At 52.4% G+C, this 16,436-nt stretch carries 14 protein-coding genes (1 of these 14 only partly in view); 6 read left to right on the top strand and 8 right to left on the bottom strand.

The window, feature by feature from the left end:
- Positions 1-9: 9 nt before the first annotated feature.
- The 5 genes from RUDLU_RS0112670 to RUDLU_RS0112650 form a co-directional block, all read right to left on the bottom strand.
- A complete protein-coding gene (locus tag RUDLU_RS0112670; RefSeq protein ID WP_019988762.1) occupies positions 10-1,059 on the bottom strand; it encodes a DUF4097 family beta strand repeat-containing protein in 1,050 nt (349 codons plus the stop codon).
- On the bottom strand, positions 1,043-1,702 hold the full coding sequence (locus RUDLU_RS0112665) for a FlxA-like family protein (protein WP_019988761.1): 660 nt from the start codon (positions 1,700-1,702) through the stop codon (positions 1,043-1,045). Before RUDLU_RS0112665 ends, RUDLU_RS0112670 begins: the two co-directional genes overlap by 17 nt.
- Positions 1,703-1,750: 48 nt before the next feature.
- A complete protein-coding gene (locus RUDLU_RS0112660; protein WP_019988760.1) occupies positions 1,751-2,335 on the bottom strand; it encodes an RNA polymerase sigma factor in 585 nt (194 codons plus the stop codon).
- A gap of 254 nt (positions 2,336-2,589) precedes the next feature.
- A complete protein-coding gene (locus tag RUDLU_RS0112655; protein WP_019988759.1) occupies positions 2,590-4,239 on the bottom strand; it encodes a hypothetical protein in 1,650 nt (549 codons plus the stop codon).
- Between the two features lie 21 nt (positions 4,240-4,260).
- Positions 4,261-4,827 carry a Uma2 family endonuclease gene (locus tag RUDLU_RS0112650; RefSeq protein ID WP_019988758.1) on the bottom strand — a complete coding sequence of 189 codons (567 nt, stop codon included), beginning with the start codon at positions 4,825-4,827 and terminating at the stop codon, positions 4,261-4,263.
- Between the two features lie 173 nt (positions 4,828-5,000).
- Between RUDLU_RS0112650 and RUDLU_RS0112645 the strand changes: the two genes are divergently transcribed.
- Genes RUDLU_RS0112645 through ybeY form a run of 3 tightly spaced genes read left to right on the top strand, consistent with a single transcriptional unit; the run spans position 5,001 to position 8,415 of the window.
- Entirely contained in the window at positions 5,001-7,337 is a 2,337-nt protein-coding gene (locus RUDLU_RS0112645) for an ATP-dependent helicase (protein WP_019988757.1), read from the top strand.
- A 39-nt stretch (positions 7,338-7,376) separates the two neighbouring features.
- On the top strand, positions 7,377-7,982 hold the full coding sequence (locus RUDLU_RS0112640; protein ID WP_019988756.1) for a Uma2 family endonuclease: 606 nt from the start codon (positions 7,377-7,379) through the stop codon (positions 7,980-7,982).
- Position 7,983: 1 nt separating this feature from the next.
- Positions 7,984-8,415 carry an rRNA maturation RNase YbeY gene (gene ybeY, locus RUDLU_RS0112635; RefSeq protein WP_019988755.1) on the top strand — a complete coding sequence of 144 codons (432 nt, stop codon included), beginning with the start codon at positions 7,984-7,986 and terminating at the stop codon, positions 8,413-8,415.
- A 97-nt stretch (positions 8,416-8,512) separates the two neighbouring features.
- Here the strand turns inward: ybeY and RUDLU_RS0112630 are convergent, their stop codons facing one another.
- Positions 8,513-9,025, bottom strand: coding sequence for a KdsC family phosphatase (locus RUDLU_RS0112630; RefSeq protein ID WP_019988754.1), 513 nt, complete (start codon positions 9,023-9,025; stop codon positions 8,513-8,515).
- A gap of 118 nt (positions 9,026-9,143) precedes the next feature.
- Between RUDLU_RS0112630 and RUDLU_RS0112625 the strand changes: the two genes are divergently transcribed.
- From RUDLU_RS0112625 to RUDLU_RS0112615, 3 genes are all read left to right on the top strand, one after another.
- Positions 9,144-10,514: a methyltransferase RsmF C-terminal domain-like protein gene (locus RUDLU_RS0112625; protein WP_019988753.1), complete on the top strand. Its 1,371-nt coding sequence runs from the start codon at positions 9,144-9,146 to the stop codon at positions 10,512-10,514.
- 8 nt (positions 10,515-10,522) lie between these two features.
- Positions 10,523-11,551: an alpha/beta hydrolase gene (locus RUDLU_RS0112620; protein WP_019988752.1), complete on the top strand. Its 1,029-nt coding sequence runs from the start codon at positions 10,523-10,525 to the stop codon at positions 11,549-11,551.
- A 103-nt stretch (positions 11,552-11,654) separates the two neighbouring features.
- The gene (locus RUDLU_RS0112615) at positions 11,655-12,470 is read left to right on the top strand and encodes an enoyl-ACP reductase FabI (protein ID WP_019988751.1); all 816 of its coding nucleotides are present in this window, start codon (positions 11,655-11,657) and stop codon (positions 12,468-12,470) included.
- Between the two features lie 84 nt (positions 12,471-12,554).
- On the opposite strand, the gene RUDLU_RS0112610 is transcribed toward RUDLU_RS0112615, so the two are convergent.
- Positions 12,555-15,632: an AAA family ATPase gene (locus RUDLU_RS0112610; protein WP_019988750.1), complete on the bottom strand. Its 3,078-nt coding sequence runs from the start codon at positions 15,630-15,632 to the stop codon at positions 12,555-12,557.
- Positions 15,604-16,436, bottom strand: the 3' portion of a protein-coding gene (locus RUDLU_RS0112605; RefSeq protein ID WP_019988749.1) for an exonuclease SbcCD subunit D C-terminal domain-containing protein. The gene runs 424 nt beyond the window's last position; only the last 833 of its 1,257 coding nucleotides appear in the window; its start codon lies beyond the right edge, outside the window; its stop codon occupies positions 15,604-15,606. Before RUDLU_RS0112605 ends, RUDLU_RS0112610 begins: the two co-directional genes overlap by 29 nt.

Raw genomic sequence — 16,436 nt, 5'->3', positions numbered from 1 at the left:
CGATGCTGACTACCGAAAGGTAACGTCGCCGAATTTTGACACGACCCGTACGCGAGGCCCGGAGCCCCGGCCAATTTTACCGATGTACTGCCGACTTTTGCCCGGTCGGTTTTCGTCGTTAGGCTGGGTGGTCAGCAGGAGGTTCTGACCGTTGGGGTATTTGAACCCGCCGTACGTTACCGATACATCGAAGTCGTAGCCGGTTTCGGCATTGATAGGCAGGGCTACCGACGAATAATTGGCCTGAATATCGACGTTGTCGGCTGATTTGAGCTGTTCGATCTGGAACCCGCCCGAGAAGTCGAGCTTCATTTTGCACGACTCCCGCAGGGTGCCGATCCGGGCACCTGAGTAGCTGATGTTCGCGTCGATCTTGCCTACTTCACCAATTTTCAGCTTGCCAAACTTGTTGTTCAGAACCAGCACATTCGCTTTGTCGAGTTCGAGGTTCGAGTACGCAATGGCGAGTTTGCCCGCGTCCATGTTGCGGATGTCGGCATTGCCGAAAGCCACATCGATGTCGTTTTGCCGTCCGCTGAGTTGCTGGGCCGTAAAGTTGCCGTAGCGGGTGTAGATGTTCAGCGGAGCCTGGAACGTAGCCACGTGGGTGTTACCAAACTTATTACGGACCGTAAGCGCGTTGTTGCGGGGCATCTGCACGGTGTAATCAATCCGGACATAGTTCTTTTCGCCATTGCCATTTCCCCAGTTTGTCCAGCTGCCCGACTGTTTCTGCAACTCCGTTTTGAGGGTAATCTGGTCGCCGTCGCGCTTGTCGGTGATTTCTACTGAGTTCAGGAAATCCTGCGCGCGGCTGTCGGTGCTAGCGTTGGCCGTAATCACGATCTGGACCCGAATCTCGTTTTTATCCCACAGATCCACGTTGACTTGCCCGAACTGATTGTCGATCAGAAGCTTGTCTTTCTGGTCCACATCGAACATCTTGATGACGGTTCTCTTTTTCTCAATGGCCCCCTGACCGTCTTCGATTGGGGTGTTGGCTGCTGCCAACGAGAGCGGCAGCAACAACAGGTACGCTACTTTATATAAGGTTTTCATTTGTCTTGTTGTTTTGTCCTTTCATGCGCTGAATTACACGCAGCTGTTCATTCAGGAGGTCAATCTGTAATTGTAAATTCTGAATCATGGCCTGCACCAGCACTTCCTGGTTCGGGGTAGCCGGGAGGTCGGCCTTCAGATTCTGGTAATTGCGCTCCAGGCGGCTCAAATCGCTGGCAAAGGCCTCATAGAGCGACGGGTTACTGGCTGTCATTGACTTCAGCTCCTCACGCTTGGCGTCGACTAAGCGGGTGTACTGCACAAACTCTTTGGCATATGTCGGGCTCACGGCTACCACCTCGGGTTGTTCGGCCACGCCGTAGCGGTAGTTGAGGAGCCAAAAGCTACCTACCAGCAACAGCACGGCTACCGAGGCCGCCATCCAGCGGTTGAAGCCCAACGTATTTTGCCAGCCCCCCCGGTACACAGACCCAAACGGGCGCTTGTTGTGGGGTGTTTGTACGGGTTCGGTCATGAGGTCGGCCAGAAGCCCCGCTTTGGCCGGTCCTGCATGGTCCTGATTCGCCGACGAGTCCGGGATTGTGATGCCCGACTCGATGCGTGCCCACAAATCGAGGGAAGGCTCGTCGGCGTCAAAATCTTCGCGGTTATCGCGGATAAATCGTTCAAGGTTATTTTTCATAGGTCAAATTCTCCAGTTGTAGTGGTTCACCATGTGTCAACATTTTTGTTAGTCTTGCTCATTGGTGGCCAATACAGTCAACAATCGTTTCCGCCCCCGCATAAACTGTGTTCGGGATGTAGTTTCGCTGATGTTCAGAATCTGACCAATCTCTTCGTGGTCATACCCTTCAAACAGATACAGCGACAATACGACCCGGTACCCTTCCGACAGTTGTTGCATCGCCTTGCGTACCCGCTCCACATCGAAATTGATCTCGGTTTCGTCGTACGGCTCCGGCGACGCCCAGTCGAGCGACTCGGCCGACTCGTCGGTGCCGGTACGGGTGGTATCGAGTTCGACAAATTCAACCCGCCTGCTCCGGAGGTGGTTGATGGCCCGGTTTACCACAATCTGCTTCAGCCAGGCGCCAAATGTACTCTGCCCCCGGAAGGAGTGAATGTGGTTGAAAGCATCCAGAAACGCTTCCTGCAACGAATCCTCAGCCTCGGCCGCATGGTTCAGGATTCGCAGACTGACGTTGTACATCGCCTTCGCGTATTGGCGATACAAGTCATACTGGGCCTTGCGCTCGCCAAGCTTGCAGCGTTCAACAAGGTCAACGGTTCGGTCTATGTACAGTTTCGTTTCCAAGCAATCGTTCCGGAGCGGTTGAGGGTCGAACCGCCGAAGCGGGGCGAATTCAAAATAAAGACAACCTAAATACGTTGGTGTTGCACGTGCGCGCAAAAAAATGTGTACTGAGCTTAGAAGATGTACTTACCAAAACGCCATGTATCAGTCAATTACCCCTGCCTGGCGGGTGTTTTGGGAATACGACGGTAGGGACGGTTTCGGATGTTATGGGCGTTGATTTGGAGAGTATATAGAAACCCGGCAGTCAATATCTACCAGCAGGTTTCGGTAAGCCGTCGTTTCCAGTCGTTCAGGTCGTTGTGGTTCAATGATTGCCAATATTCCACTACCGAACCCCTGAAATAACCGACGTTGCCCTGACGCAAACGATCGCGTTTGTTTGTGATTTCGTCGGAGGCTACGTAATCAAACACTTTTTGAACGGCGGCTGCATAGTTGCTGGGCGTACAGCGAAAAACATACGTAGCCCGTTTGTCCTCGACACTTTCCCACAAAATATACACGTAGCGATGGCCGTGGATGGGAAACAGAAAGGCATCTTCGGTCGTAACGGTATCGTTGCTTTCATTACGACGGTGCTCCCGTACGGGTACGATTCGGTAGTTTGACGAGTAGGCCCCGCACAGATGTTTCAGGTAGAGTGAGCGGCTTTCAGGTGCATACGCCCGAATCAGGCGCTCGTTGCTCCAACGACCCAAAAGCGTTCGGGCAAAGTAGTCGGGGTTTTTGATGTCGGCACTGGTCAATGCCTGCTCAATCTCAAGCCGGTCGAAGACTTGGTCGAGAACTTCGGCATTTTTAACCTCAAGGACTTTTTGCGTTTTTGGGTCGACGCGTAATTCCAGACTGGTGTTCCTGAAAACTGATAAATATGGTTTAAGCTGATTGAAAGACTTTTGAGAACGGGGGAGGGATATGGTGTATTGATGAGTTTTAAAAAAGCCGGTATCAAATGTAATTTGACTCCATGGTATTGATAACGCAATTTCTGGAACAGGATATGTCGTATCAGAAATACTTGGCGAATAGGATTGATTTGTCCTTTTACTTTCCTGCTTTTTTACCCATTTTTCAAGTTTGAATTTTGATAAATTATATTTATATTTTAATAGATTTGTTAAGTGCTTAGTGTCTATATTTATGATAAACAAGTCATAACGTGTGCGGTAGTAGTTGAGGGTTTGCAGAGATAGCTTTTCTTCAATTTTTATAGTCGACCTTACAAACTCATTAAACTTTATTAATGATGAGTAGTCTGTAGGGTCTTTTTGAGTTGCTACACGTTTGCTAGCTTTTTTGTGGCTTTTTACAATCAGTTGGCTTTGTTGGTCTACATTATTCTTTAATTTATTAGGCTGGCCTTTTGAGGTAACTGGACTTGGTACAGGCTGCAGGCCGTTGGCTTCTTCCTTTAAAGAAAGAGCCCTAAACTCTTTTGCACTACTTTGAATAGCTTTTGTCTTTAATGCAAGAAGTAAGCGTAAATACTCTTCAATTTCTCCTCCGGCTTTTCGTAAGCGTTTTGGATTAAAGTCCCTACTATAACTGTTGCTACAAATAACGTTATAATTACCATCAACCTTTATACCAATTTTCTCGCTCTTTTTAAACTTTACTCCTGTGAAATAAAGTGCCCGGTCTGCCTTAAGCCTTTGGTTTTTAGGGTGTTGGTTGGCTTTTTTTAAATTAGGCAACTTTGAGGAAGTATCAGCACGCAAAGCAGCTAACTGATTCTCTAACTCTTGGAGCTTGCTCTCTAATAACTGTTTCTCTGCTTCCTTATCTTTGATCTTATTGGCAAGTGAAGCAGTATACTTTGATATTTCAATCCAATTTATGACAAGATTGATATTACGTTTCACAGACATAATTTGATCCTCAATCTCTTTTCTATTTTTCATCTTTCGATAGAAATAAAGTAATCACCCAAACAACTCCTCAACCCGAAACTCAAACCCCGGTACTACCGCTGAAGCCGAAATGAGATCCGATCCTTTGTAAGCCTTCGACTCATCTGGGGAGTTGTACACATAGATCCGTTGCTTGTTGGGGACGATGTACCATACCAACTGAGCGTCGGCGTCGAAATAGTCCTGAATTTTCTCCACAACGTCTTCGAAGGATTCAGAATCGGACAGGATCTCTATAGCAAACCGGGTACTGACCCGCCCACCCCGACGAATAGCTAATAGCTGATCGGCGGTGAAATAAGCGAGGTCAGGGACACGCTTACGGACACCGTCCACGTACGAATCGGCTTCGGGGAGTAATTCGTGGCCTTGTTGGTACGCTTCGGTGCGTGTGAAAAGCCGGGTCAGGAAAGCGGCTATGTAAAACTCGTCCTGTTTCATGGCGGGTTTTGGAATGATTCGCCCCCGAACAAACTCGTAGCTGCCTTCGTGGATGTGCTGCCGCTCCCATAGTTCAAATTCGGCTACGGTCTGTAGATTAGAAGGGAACGATAGGACAGATTGAGTGGGGGTAATCATGACGTTGCGTGGCTTCTGTGTAAGTCAAAGATACGAATTTTCAGACCTGCCCTCAACCAAATTATTTCGTACTTTTGATTGTTATATAAGGACGTTGGACACTGAGTCCTGGGCGTTAGACTGATGCTATGGTCTAAGCGGTTACCACTCAGCTTCCAGCGTCTTCATTATCTATGATCGACTATATTTCGAGCTTAAATGACCCCCAGCGCGAAGCCGTTACCCACGGCAACGGGCCGTTGATGATTATAGCCGGGGCGGGGTCAGGAAAAACCCGTGTGCTTACTTACCGGATTGCCTACCTGATCGAAAACGGGGTCGATCCGTTCCGGATTCTGTCGCTGACGTTTACCAATAAGGCTGCTGGCGAAATGCGGCACCGGATTGAGAAGGTGGTCGGGAGCGAGGCCCGCAATATCTGGATGGGGACCTTCCACTCGGTTTTTGCCAAGATCCTCCGCATTGAGGCCCGGGCCATTGGCTACACCAGCAATTTTTCTATTTACGATACCGACGATTCTAAGTCGTTGCTCCGGTCTATTATCAAAGAGATGGGGCTCGACGATAAGGTGTACCGAGCTAATAGTGTGTTCAGCCGGATTTCGGCGGCCAAAAACCGGCTTATCGGCCCCGAAGATTACCTGGCCAATCCGGTTATCAAGGCCGACGACGAATCGGCGCGGATGCCCGAGGTGGGGCGTATCTACAAAGAGTACGCCCGGCGTTGCTTTGCGGCCAACGCTATGGACTTCGACGATCTGCTGTTCAATACCAACGTCCTGTTCCGCGATCACTTAGATATTCTGAACAAATACCAGCACAAATTTCAGCACGTGATGGTCGATGAGTTTCAGGATACCAACGTGTCGCAGTACCTCATCACGCGGAAGCTCGCGGCTGTTCACCAGAATATCTGCGTCGTAGGCGATGATGCCCAGAGTATCTATGCCTTCCGGGGGGCCAACATCGAGAACATTCTGAACTTTCAGCGCGACTACGGAAAAGACGCTGTTAAGATCGTGAAGCTGGAACAAAATTACCGCTCTACCAGGCACATTGTCGAAGCGGCAAACTCGGTGATTGCCCGCAACCGGAATCAGCTCGAAAAGAACGTTTTCACGGATAACTCGGAGGGAGCCCTGATCGACGTAATCAAGGCGTCGTCGGACAATGAAGAGGGGCGACTGGTGGCGCAGGCTATTTTTGAGGCCAAAATGCAGGACGGCCTGCGCAACAACGATTTTGCCATTCTGTACCGGACCAACGCGCAGTCGAGGGCGTTTGAAGAAGCTCTCCGCAAACTGAGCATCAAGTACCGGATCATTGGCGGTCTGTCGTTTTACCAGCGTAAGGAAATCAAAGACCTGATTGCTTACCTGCGTTTTACGGTCAATCAGCAGGACGAAGAAGCCTTCAAACGAATTATCAACCTGCCCAAGCGGGGTATTGGCGATACCACAGTAGCCAAAATATCGGTACTGGCGTCGGAGAAAAACGTACCGATCTGGGAAATTGTGGGTAACGTGAGCCAGCATATTGCCGGGCGGGCCTCCATTGCCATTGAAGGATTTTCCGATTTGATTAAGAGCTTCAATCTGCTCATCGACAAGAAAGACGCCTATGAGGTTTCGGCGCATATTGCCAAGGCATCGGGCCTGCTGAAAGACCTCTACGAAGACAAAACCGTGGAAGGCCTGGCTCGCTACGAGAACGTGCAGGAATTGTTGAATGCGATCAAAGAGTTTGTCGACAATCCCGAAAACGACGACAAAAGCCTGAGCGCCTTCCTGCAAACGGTGTCTTTGCTGACCACAGCCGACGAGAAAGAGGACGATGGCGACAACGACAAGGTGACACTCATGACCATTCACGCGGCCAAAGGGCTGGAGTTCAAGAATGTACACATTGTGGGTCTGGAAGAAGAGCTGTTTCCGAGTCAGATGATGCTCGAAAGCCGGGCGGATCTGGAAGAAGAACGCCGGTTATTTTATGTAGCCATCACCCGCGCCGAACGGCGGCTGACGATGTCGTATGCCGAGTCGCGCTACCATTATGGCCGGTTAAAAATGTGCGAGCCCAGCCGGTTTCTGATGGAGGTCGATCAGCGACACCTCAAAATGGCCCGGACGCATACCGAACGCAGCGGTTACGGGGCTACCCGGCAGGACGCCCGCGAGGGCAGCCGTACGACGGACCGTACCATTCCCGACCGCGACCGAAACGAGATGCCAACGGCCGGCTCGATGAGTTTTGTGCGGTCGTTGGCGCAGAAAACTGCCCGGACACAGTCGCCCCAGCCTGCGGTGGCACACACACCGTCGGCCGGTTTTGTGCCGAGCGATACGTCTAACCTGGCTGCGGGTATGAAGGTCGAGCATACCAAGTTTGGTTTCGGTACGGTGAAGAGTATGGATATCAACGGCACCGAACGCAAAGCCGTCATTCAGTTCGATACGGCTGGCGAGAAAACGTTGCTGCTCAGCTTCGCCAAGCTGCGGATTGTGGAGTGAGGGTAATATGCTAACTTTACTAATAAACGTAGATCATTCATGACGCTGAGTATTGCCAATATGCCAGACGTGCAGCAAACGATTGTCAAGTTTGCTAACTACCAGATGGATGATCTGGCGTTCTACGAGTTTTGCCGTCAAAATGACCACCTTAAGTTTGAGCGCAACCCCGACGGAACTATTGTAGCGATGCCCAATACAGGCGGAAAAACGGGAAACCGGAACACTAAAATTACCTCACGGCTCGACGCTTGGTCGGAGACACATGGAGGACTGGTTTTTGACTCTTCAACTGCTTTTAAGCTACCCAATGGAGCCACCCGCTCACCGGATGTTGCCTGGGTGAGCGATGCCCGATGGAACGAGCTTACCGAAGATGAACAGGAGCGGTTTCCACCGGTAGCTCCCGAGTTTGTTGTTGAGTTGATGTCTAAAACAGATGTATTGGCTCCTGCAAAAGACAAAATGCAGGAATATATTGCCAACGGTGTGCAGCTTGGCTGGCTTATCAATGTCAAACAACAGGAGGTTTTGATTTATAGGGCCGACGGAACCATTGGCAAGCACACCGATTTCAACGAGCCAATTTCAGGAGAAAAGGTATTACCAGGCTTTACCTTTAATCTGAACTTGCTGATGCGCTAACATGATTCGATTTTTCAACGAAGATACCCCCTACAAACTGCCGCAAAAACAGGCCACGCGCCAGTGGCTGAAGCAACAGGCCGAAGCTGAAGGCTTCCGCATCGGCGACCTGAACTATATTTTCTGCTCCGACGAGCACGTGCTGCAGGTCAACCGTGACTACCTCGATCACGATTATTACACCGACATCATCACCTTTGACCAGAGCGAGGAAGAAGACCTGCTCGAAGGCGATATCTTTATTAGTGTCGACCGGGTGGTCGATAATGCCGCTCAGTTGGGTGTTGCGCCTATTCAGGAAATGCGCCGGGTGTTGGCCCACGGGTTGCTGCACCTCTGCGGCTTCGGCGACAAAACACCCGAAGAAGAACAGGCTATGAGGGCGAAAGAGAACGAATGGTTAGCGGTTTGGAAGGATAGGAACGCGGATTGAACGGATCGAGCGGATTTAAACTGATTTTCTTTTTAATCATAAAGAAAAAATCTGTGCCTATCTGCTCAATCCGTTCAATCCGCGTTCCTATCTACAATTATCTTACCCATTTGCCCTGCGCTTTCATGACCTGCTCAATCACGTCGCGCACGGCTCCACGGCCGCCGGGTTTGGGCGATATATAGTCACAAATAGCCTGAATCTCATCGGCAGCATCGGCCGGGCAAGTGCTGAGGAGAGCCGGGCGGGCCAGAATCTCCCAGTCGGGGAGGTCGTCGCCCATGTAGAGCACCTCATCTTCGGCAACGGCGTCGCGGGTGAGGTATCCCAGATACGCGTTGAGCTTCTGGTCGGAAGGGCCGCCCATGAAAATGTCTTTTATTTTCAGGAATTCCAGCCGTTTCCGAACGCCCTCCTGATTACCGGCCGATACAATCGCGATTTTGTACCCCGCCTTGAGGGCTTGCTCAATACCGTAGCCGTCGCGGATGTTGAAGGTGCGAAACTGCTCGCCAGAGGCTAAAGCATGCACGCTGCCATCGGTCAGCACCCCGTCGACATCAAAAATGAAGGTGCGGACGCGGGCAAAACGTTCGTGTAGTGGGTTCATGGCGTAAAGATATTACTTTGATGGGAACACGGATTGAATGGATGCAACAGATCAGGATGGATAAAAAATCCGTTCCGATCCGCTACATCCGTTCAATCCATGTTCCCATCTTTACAGTATGATTCAACTTCCCCCCGCGTTTCGTGCGCAGATGCAGGCCCAGCTGGCCGACGAATTTTCGGCGTTTGAAGCCGCGCTTGCTCAGGAACCGCCGGTTAGTGTTCGCGTCAACCCGCGCAAACCCGCACTCGATACCACCCACCTGAAGCCGGTGCCCTGGTGCGCCGAGGGGTATTACCTACCCGAACGGCCCGTGTTTACGCTCGACCCGCTGTTTCAGGCCGGTGCGTACTATGTGCAGGAGGCCTCGTCGATGCTGCTGGCCGAAGCCCTGCGGCAGTCGGTTAATCTGAACCGACCGCTTAAAGTACTCGATCTGTGTGCCGCCCCCGGTGGGAAAACTACCCTGATGGCGTCGTTGCTGTCGGACGATAGCTTGCTGATGTGCAACGAGGTGATTCGTACCCGCATCCCGATCCTGCGCGAAAACGTGGAAAAATGGGGCTATCCGAACGTGCTAATCAGCAATCATGACCCCGACGATATGGGGGGACTGGCGGGTTTCTTTGATGTCGTCATGGTCGATGCTCCCTGCTCAGGTGAGGGGCTTTTCCGGAAAGACATCGATGCCGTGCAGGAATGGTCTACCGATGCCGTACAGCTGTGCTCGGCGCGGCAGAAACGGATTCTGGCGGCAGCCGCCCCGCTTGTCGATCAGGGGGGGATTCTGATTTACAGCACTTGTACCTACAATGAGGCCGAAAACAGCGAAAACATGCAGTTTTTGCTCGACAACGGGTTCAAAAATCGGCCGCTCAACCTGCCTGCCGACTGGCAAGTGGTGCCTAAACAGCAGGCCGGGGCGGTGGGCTATCAGTGTTATCCGCACCGGGTAGAGGGTGAGGGGTTTTTTATCAGTGTGTTTGAGAAAACTGATTTTGCTCCCGCTATCAAAAACAACAGCCGCCCCTTTCGCGACTGGAAGCCCCTCCGCCCCCGCGAAACGGCACAGGTGCGGAGCTGGCTGGCCGAGCCCGACCGGTTTTCGTACTGGCAAAAGCCCAATGGGGAGGTAGTGGCTATTCTGACATCGCTCGAAAAAACGCTGTACTTTGTCAATGACCAACTCCGCAACAAAGGGTTTGGCCTGGATTCGGGCACGTTTAAAGGGACCGATTTTGTGCCGGCCCATGCGCTGGCCCTCAGCACAGCGCTGGCCTCCACGGTACCGGGCGTTGAGCTTAGTAAAGAAGAAGCACTTCGGTACTTTAAGAAAGAGAATCTGGTCTTGAATGAGCCAGTTCGAGGGTGGGTGCTGGCGCGTTTCGAGGGGTTGGCACTGGGCTGGATGAAAGGCGTTGGCAACCGGGTGAATAACTACCTGCCAAAGGATTGGCGGATCCGAATGGATATAAAAGAGTACGTATAAAACCGCTTATGAATCGATACCTGAAATGGGTAGGTGTAGGGCTGGCTGCTTTGGGGGCGGCTTATCTGTCGGGGCCTCGCCCGAGTTTTGAGCCGGTAGCCCCAAAGCCGGTTCAGTTGACCTCGTCGCTCGCTGAACTGGAAGCAGTCATTGCCCGCGACGAAGCCGCTGTGCCCCTCAAACCCGACAACGAGGCCCGGATTATCTGGGCCGATAGCACGTCGAAGCAAAAAACGCGGTATAGCCTTGTCTATATTCCGGGGTTTGGTGCCAGTTGGGCCGAGGGCGACCCGGTCAACCGAGCTATTGCGCAGGCCTACGGGTGTAACCTGTACCTGGCCCGTACCGCCGAACACGGCCTGAAATCGCCCGATGCGTTGAAAAACCTTACCCCGGCTTCATACGTGGCTTCGGCAGAGCGGGCGCTGGCCATTGGTAAGGCGTTGGGCGATAGTGTTATCGTGATGGGAACGTCGGCAGGTGGTATGCTGACACTGTATCTGGCGGCCCATCACCCCGAAATACACAGCCTGATACTCTACTCACCCTGTATCGCTACGGCCAACCCGGCCCTTAAGCTAACCACGCGGCCCTGGGGCCAACAGATTCTGAATCGGGTTATGAACGGTGAGCACGTCAACATTACCCGGTATAAACCCGACCGTGCCCAGTACTGGCTTACGCGTTATCACACCAACGGGTTGCTAACGCTCCAGACCCTGATGGACACGTACATGACAACCGAGGTGTTTGCCCGCATTAAGCAGCCCGTGTTTATGGGGTATTATTATAAAGACGACGAGCATCAGGATGAGGTGGTATCGGTACCGGCCATGCTCGATATGTTTGCGCAACTGGGGACGCCGACCACGCAGAAACGCGAGGTGGCTTTTCCCGAATCGGGCGATCATGTGATTGCCTCCCGGTTTACCTCCGGGGATCTTGCCGGGGTAGAGCGCGAAACCCGAAAATTTATGGAAGAGGTGCTGAGAATGAGCCCCCAGCCAGTTACTGTCGCTTCCATCCCCAAAAAATAACCTACTTTTGTCTACGAATGCGCAAGGCGTAATGATGAATGAGCGACCGCGCGAGTAACTTTCATTACGCATTACACATTACTCATTACGCATTTTTAACATTATGGCATACGGACTATTACAAGGAAAACGCGGCATCATTTCGGGTGCCCTCAACGACAGCTCAATCGCTTGGAAAATAGCGCAGCGGGCTAAAGAAGAAGGAGCCACCTTTACGCTCACAAATGCCCCCATTGCTATGCGCATGGGCGAGATCAAAAAGCTGGCGGAAGAATGTAATGCCGAAATTATTCCGGCCGACGCCACCTCGAACGAAGACCTCGAAAAGCTCTTTACCCAATCGCAGGAAATTCTGGGCGGCAAAATCGACTTTGTGCTGCACAGCATCGGCATGAGCCCCAATATTCGCAAAGGCCGCGCCTACACTGACCTCAACTACGAATGGTTTAAGCAAACCCTCGATATTTCGGCGCTGTCGTTTCACCGCATGATGCAAACGGCCTATAAGCTGGATGCCATCAATGAGTGGGGTTCGGTAGTGGGTCTGACATATATGGCCGCCCAACGGACGTTTCCGTTCTACACCGACATGGCCGAAGCGAAAGCCATGCTGGAGTCCATTGCACGGAGCTTTGGCTACCACTACGGTAAATACCGCAAGGTGCGCGTCAACACGGTATCGCAGTCGCCAACGCAAACCACGGCTGGTTCGGGGATTGGTGGGTTCGATAAGTTTTTCGGATATGCCGATGCGATTGCCCCCTTGGGTAACGCTACGGCCGATCAGTGCGCCGATTACTGCATTACGCTTTTCTCAGATTATACGCGTATGGTGACCATGCAGAACCTCTTCCACGACGGTGGTTTCTCAATGACCGGCGTTTCGGCAGAAATCATGGATCTGGTGAATGTGAAATAGAAAGCAGTTTGCAGTGGCAGTAGGCAGTTCGCAGAGCGTACTCAGCAGAACTGCCTACTGCCTACTGCCTACTGCAAACTTCCTTTACTCAACCACTTTCAGCTTGCTGTTGCCGTCGGTTCCTTTCTCTACCTGAATCTGTACCGAAATCCGCTCCTTGATTTCGTGCCGGTGCGAAATAATCCCGATGGTCTTTTGGCTGTCGTGCTGAAGTTTCTCGAGCATGACAATGGCCGTGTCGAGCGATTCGGGGTCGAGGGTTCCAAAGCCCTCGTCGATAAACAGGCTGTTGATCTGCACATTTTGCGAAGCCAGATCCGACAGCCCCAGCGCCAGCGACAAGCTGAGCGTAAATGTTTCACCCCCCGACAAGCTCGATACCGACCGCTCGGCATTACCCTGATACAAATCCACAACGTACAGTTCGTCTTGCCCGTCGCGTGGTTTTTGCAACAAATACCGGTCAGTGAGTTCGCGGAGCCGCCGGTTGGCCAGCCCGATCAGTTGCGAGAGAGTTAATCCCTGAGCAAACTTGCTAAACTCATCACCCTTGGCGCTACCAATGAGCCGGGCCAGTTCGCGCCAGGGCTGAGCCTCCTGCTCCAGGTTGGTCAGCTTTTTGCGCATCGATTGTTGTCGTTTGCGCTCGTCCTGATCGTGTTCAAGTTGCTTCTTCACATAGCCCACACTTTCGGTTACCCGGCGTTGTTCATCCTTGAGCCCTTTGAGCTGCGTATCGATTTGTTCCGCTGTGCCGGTTTCTTTTCGATGGGCCAACGCGTTGTCCCGTTTGGTTGTTTCCTCCTCTGTACGTCGGCTGATCTCATCGGCTTCTTTTTGCAATCCCGTCTCGATTTCCTGTAGCTGCCGGGCCGTTGTGGCATCGAGAAGGCAGGCCCGCGCCGAGTCGGCATCGACAAACCCCCGCTGGGTCAGTACAGGGGTTAGTCCGTGGTGTAATTGTCCAAGCTGTTGCTGGCAGGCTTGCCCTTCGTCCTGCGCCTTCCGAAGGAGCGTTTGTTGGGTGGCTATCTGCTGTTGAACCCGCGCCAACTGGTTGAGGAGGGTTTCACAGTCGGACCGAATATCTGTACCTATATATAAGGACTCACGTCGGGCTTTGATTTCGGCGGCTCGTTTAAGGCAAGCATCCGCCTGTTGCAGGTCCGTCGCTATCCGTTGTAGCATGTCGCGCTGTTGCCAGAGATGCTGCAGCCGGTGCAAATCCTGCCGTTGCAGATTAAGCAGCTTAATGGTGCTTTGCAGTTCGGTGGGTTGAATGTCGGGGTCGAGGGCTACGGCTGTCAACTTAGTTGCGAGTTCGGCCTTGCGTTTTTTGAACTCCTGCCGCAGTTGATCGCGGTAGGTAGTAAAAGATGCCTGATCGGATTGCGACTGAATGAGGGCTCGCTGCGCCTGCTCGTATTGAGCCCGCTTGGCCTCCCAGTCTGCCTGGGCAATCCGGAGTTTCAGGGCCACCTCGCCTGTTTGTTGTACATAGTGCTGGGCATACGGATGCTTCAACGATCCGCAGAGCGGACAAGGCTCGCCCGAGGTCAGCCCTTTGCGGAGTTCATCCAGGTTGGCTTCTGTATCGATTCGACGTTGGGTCGCTTCAAGGGCCACTTTGGTCGCTTCCAGCTGTTCAAGCTCCAATTTTAACCGGGCTTCGGCTTTTGTATTGGCGTCAACCGTAGCGTCGAGTGTTTCGGCCTTTTCTTTGAGGCTCATCCCTTCTGCCAGTCGTTTTTGCTGTTCTTCAAGCAAGGTGACCAATTGGCTGTACTGCGTGGTGCGTTCTACCAGTTGGTTCAACGCATGCTGAAGGGTGTCGGGCGTGATGGACGTGTACTCGGCCGATAGTGTGGCCAGGTCGTTGGCCAGTTTCTGCTGTTGGAGCTGTACTTCCTCTAGAGCCGCTTCGGTGTTGTTTAGCGGTAATTTCCGTAGCCAGGGCTCCTCCGCCGATCGAATGGCCTGCTGTACCGTAGCAAGCGGGCGTTTAGCATTCTGGTGTTCGCTTTGTTCATTCTGCGTCAGCGACACAATCTGCTCCCGGAAGGTATTAACGGCGGGTTCGATAGCCTCAATGGCGAGTGTGCCCTGATGAGTCAATAGCCGGGCTTTGCCCAGCAACTCGTTTAGTGAGGAGTGCAGGGCGGTAAGTGTAGTTGCAGCTTCGGTTTGCTGGGTCGTCAGTTGCGTGCGTTGTTGTTCCAGCGCACGGAGTGTGGTGAGTTCGGCAGTTAGGTCGGCCACGGTGGCATGACGGGCCAACCGGGCGGCATTGGGGGCAAATTCGTCACGGCGACTCGCCAGCTGCTGTTGACGATTCGCCAACCCTGTCAGACTTTGTTCTGCTTCGGCGAGTTGTTTGAGCCACTGTTGTTCGGCTGTAAAATGCTCAATGGCCGTGTCGAGCGTTTTCAACTGGGTACCGATCGCCTTTTGCTGGGCTTTCAACGCGGCAACCTTCTCATCGTCGAGCACGTGAATTAACGAAACCGCCTGTCGCATCGTCTCCAGTTGGGCATCGTAGTCTTTGGCGATGGCATACGCCCGTTGGCTCAGGAGACGGTAGATTTCAGTGCCGGTTATTTTCTCCAGCATTTTGCTCCGTTCGGCCGCTTTAGCTTTCAAAAACTGGTCAAAAGCACCCTGCGCCAGTACAATCGACCGGATGAATTGCTCATAGGTGAGGCCAATCAGCTCTTCGTTTTTTCGGGGGAAATCAGCGAGATTCTTAATCGGAAACAGTTTGCCCTCGGTTTCGCCTTTCGGCAAATGGGCCACCTCCATCTCATAGTTGTTCCAGTTGCCGTTGCGGTTCTTCCGAACCGACCAGCGCGATCGGTATGCTTCACCCGCTACTTCGTACTCTACTTCGGCATAGGCCGCCGTGTTAGGTTCCTGCATAGCCTGTTGATTCACAATCAGGCCTTCGTTCACAAGAACGGTATTCGAAAGCTGACCCGAAATCCGGGGTACCCGGTTGAACAGAGCTAGCGTAATTACGTCGAGTAGGGTAGACTTGCCCGCGCCGGTGGGCCCCGAAATTACAAATAGCCCCGTAGCCGCCAAGGCGCCCTCCGTGAACTGAACCGGCGGGTGCTCGCCGTAAAAGGAGTTTATATTACGAAAGCGTATCTGCCGAATTTTCATGCAAGAAGGGCGAGGCCTGTTCTGTCACAGCCCGGTAAAGTTGTTTGTAGGTTTCGAGAAGTACAGAGCGGTTTTCTGGATCAACAAGCGAACTATCCAGCCGACGCTCGAAAACGTCCAGGTACGATAGGTCTTGCAAGTGGGTATCGGCCACTAACAACGACTCCAGCCCCTGCCGTTTGTTCTGAAACACCAATCTCGCTTTGGCTATCGAAAAAGGAGCCTCCATGTAATCACGATGGAGTTGCTCAAAGTGAAGTCGGGTCGCGTGGCTTTCCTGTGCTTCTTCAACCAGTATTTCGACAAGGGTTGTCAATTGGCCCTCTTCTGCCGTAATCTGCTCAAGCGAATCCCTTACCTGCTCAAGTGTACCGCCTACGTGCTGCAACCGCCGGAACGAAGGCACCCGAATAGAACACACATTGGTCAGAATCCCGTTTTCGAGCGATAACTCAAGCACCTGATGCGCGTTGGCGCGTTCACTGAAGCTAAGCGGAATGGGCGAGCCACTGTACCGAACCATCCCATCGGAGCCCATCGACTGTGGCATATGGATATGGCCCAGGGCTACATAATTGAATCCGCCCGGAAAGTGTTCGGTTGAGAAAGCCGCCTGACCGCCCACACAGTGAATCTCTCGTTCACTTTCCGACACACTCGCTCCGTTTACATACAGGTGCCCCATGGCCAGAAGCGGCACCTGCGCGTATGTTTGATGACAGTAGTCGGCCAGACGCTCATAGTGATTTCGTATACCAGTACGCAACGCTTCAACTCGCTCTTCGTACGACTGTCCAGAGATCG

The sequence above is a fragment of the Rudanella lutea DSM 19387 genome (genome assembly GCF_000383955.1).
In the GTDB taxonomy this organism is placed as follows: Bacteria; Bacteroidota; Bacteroidia; order Cytophagales; family Spirosomataceae; genus Rudanella; species Rudanella lutea.
Note: the sequence above shows the minus strand (reverse complement) of the source record. Positions and strands in the feature narration are given on the sequence as shown.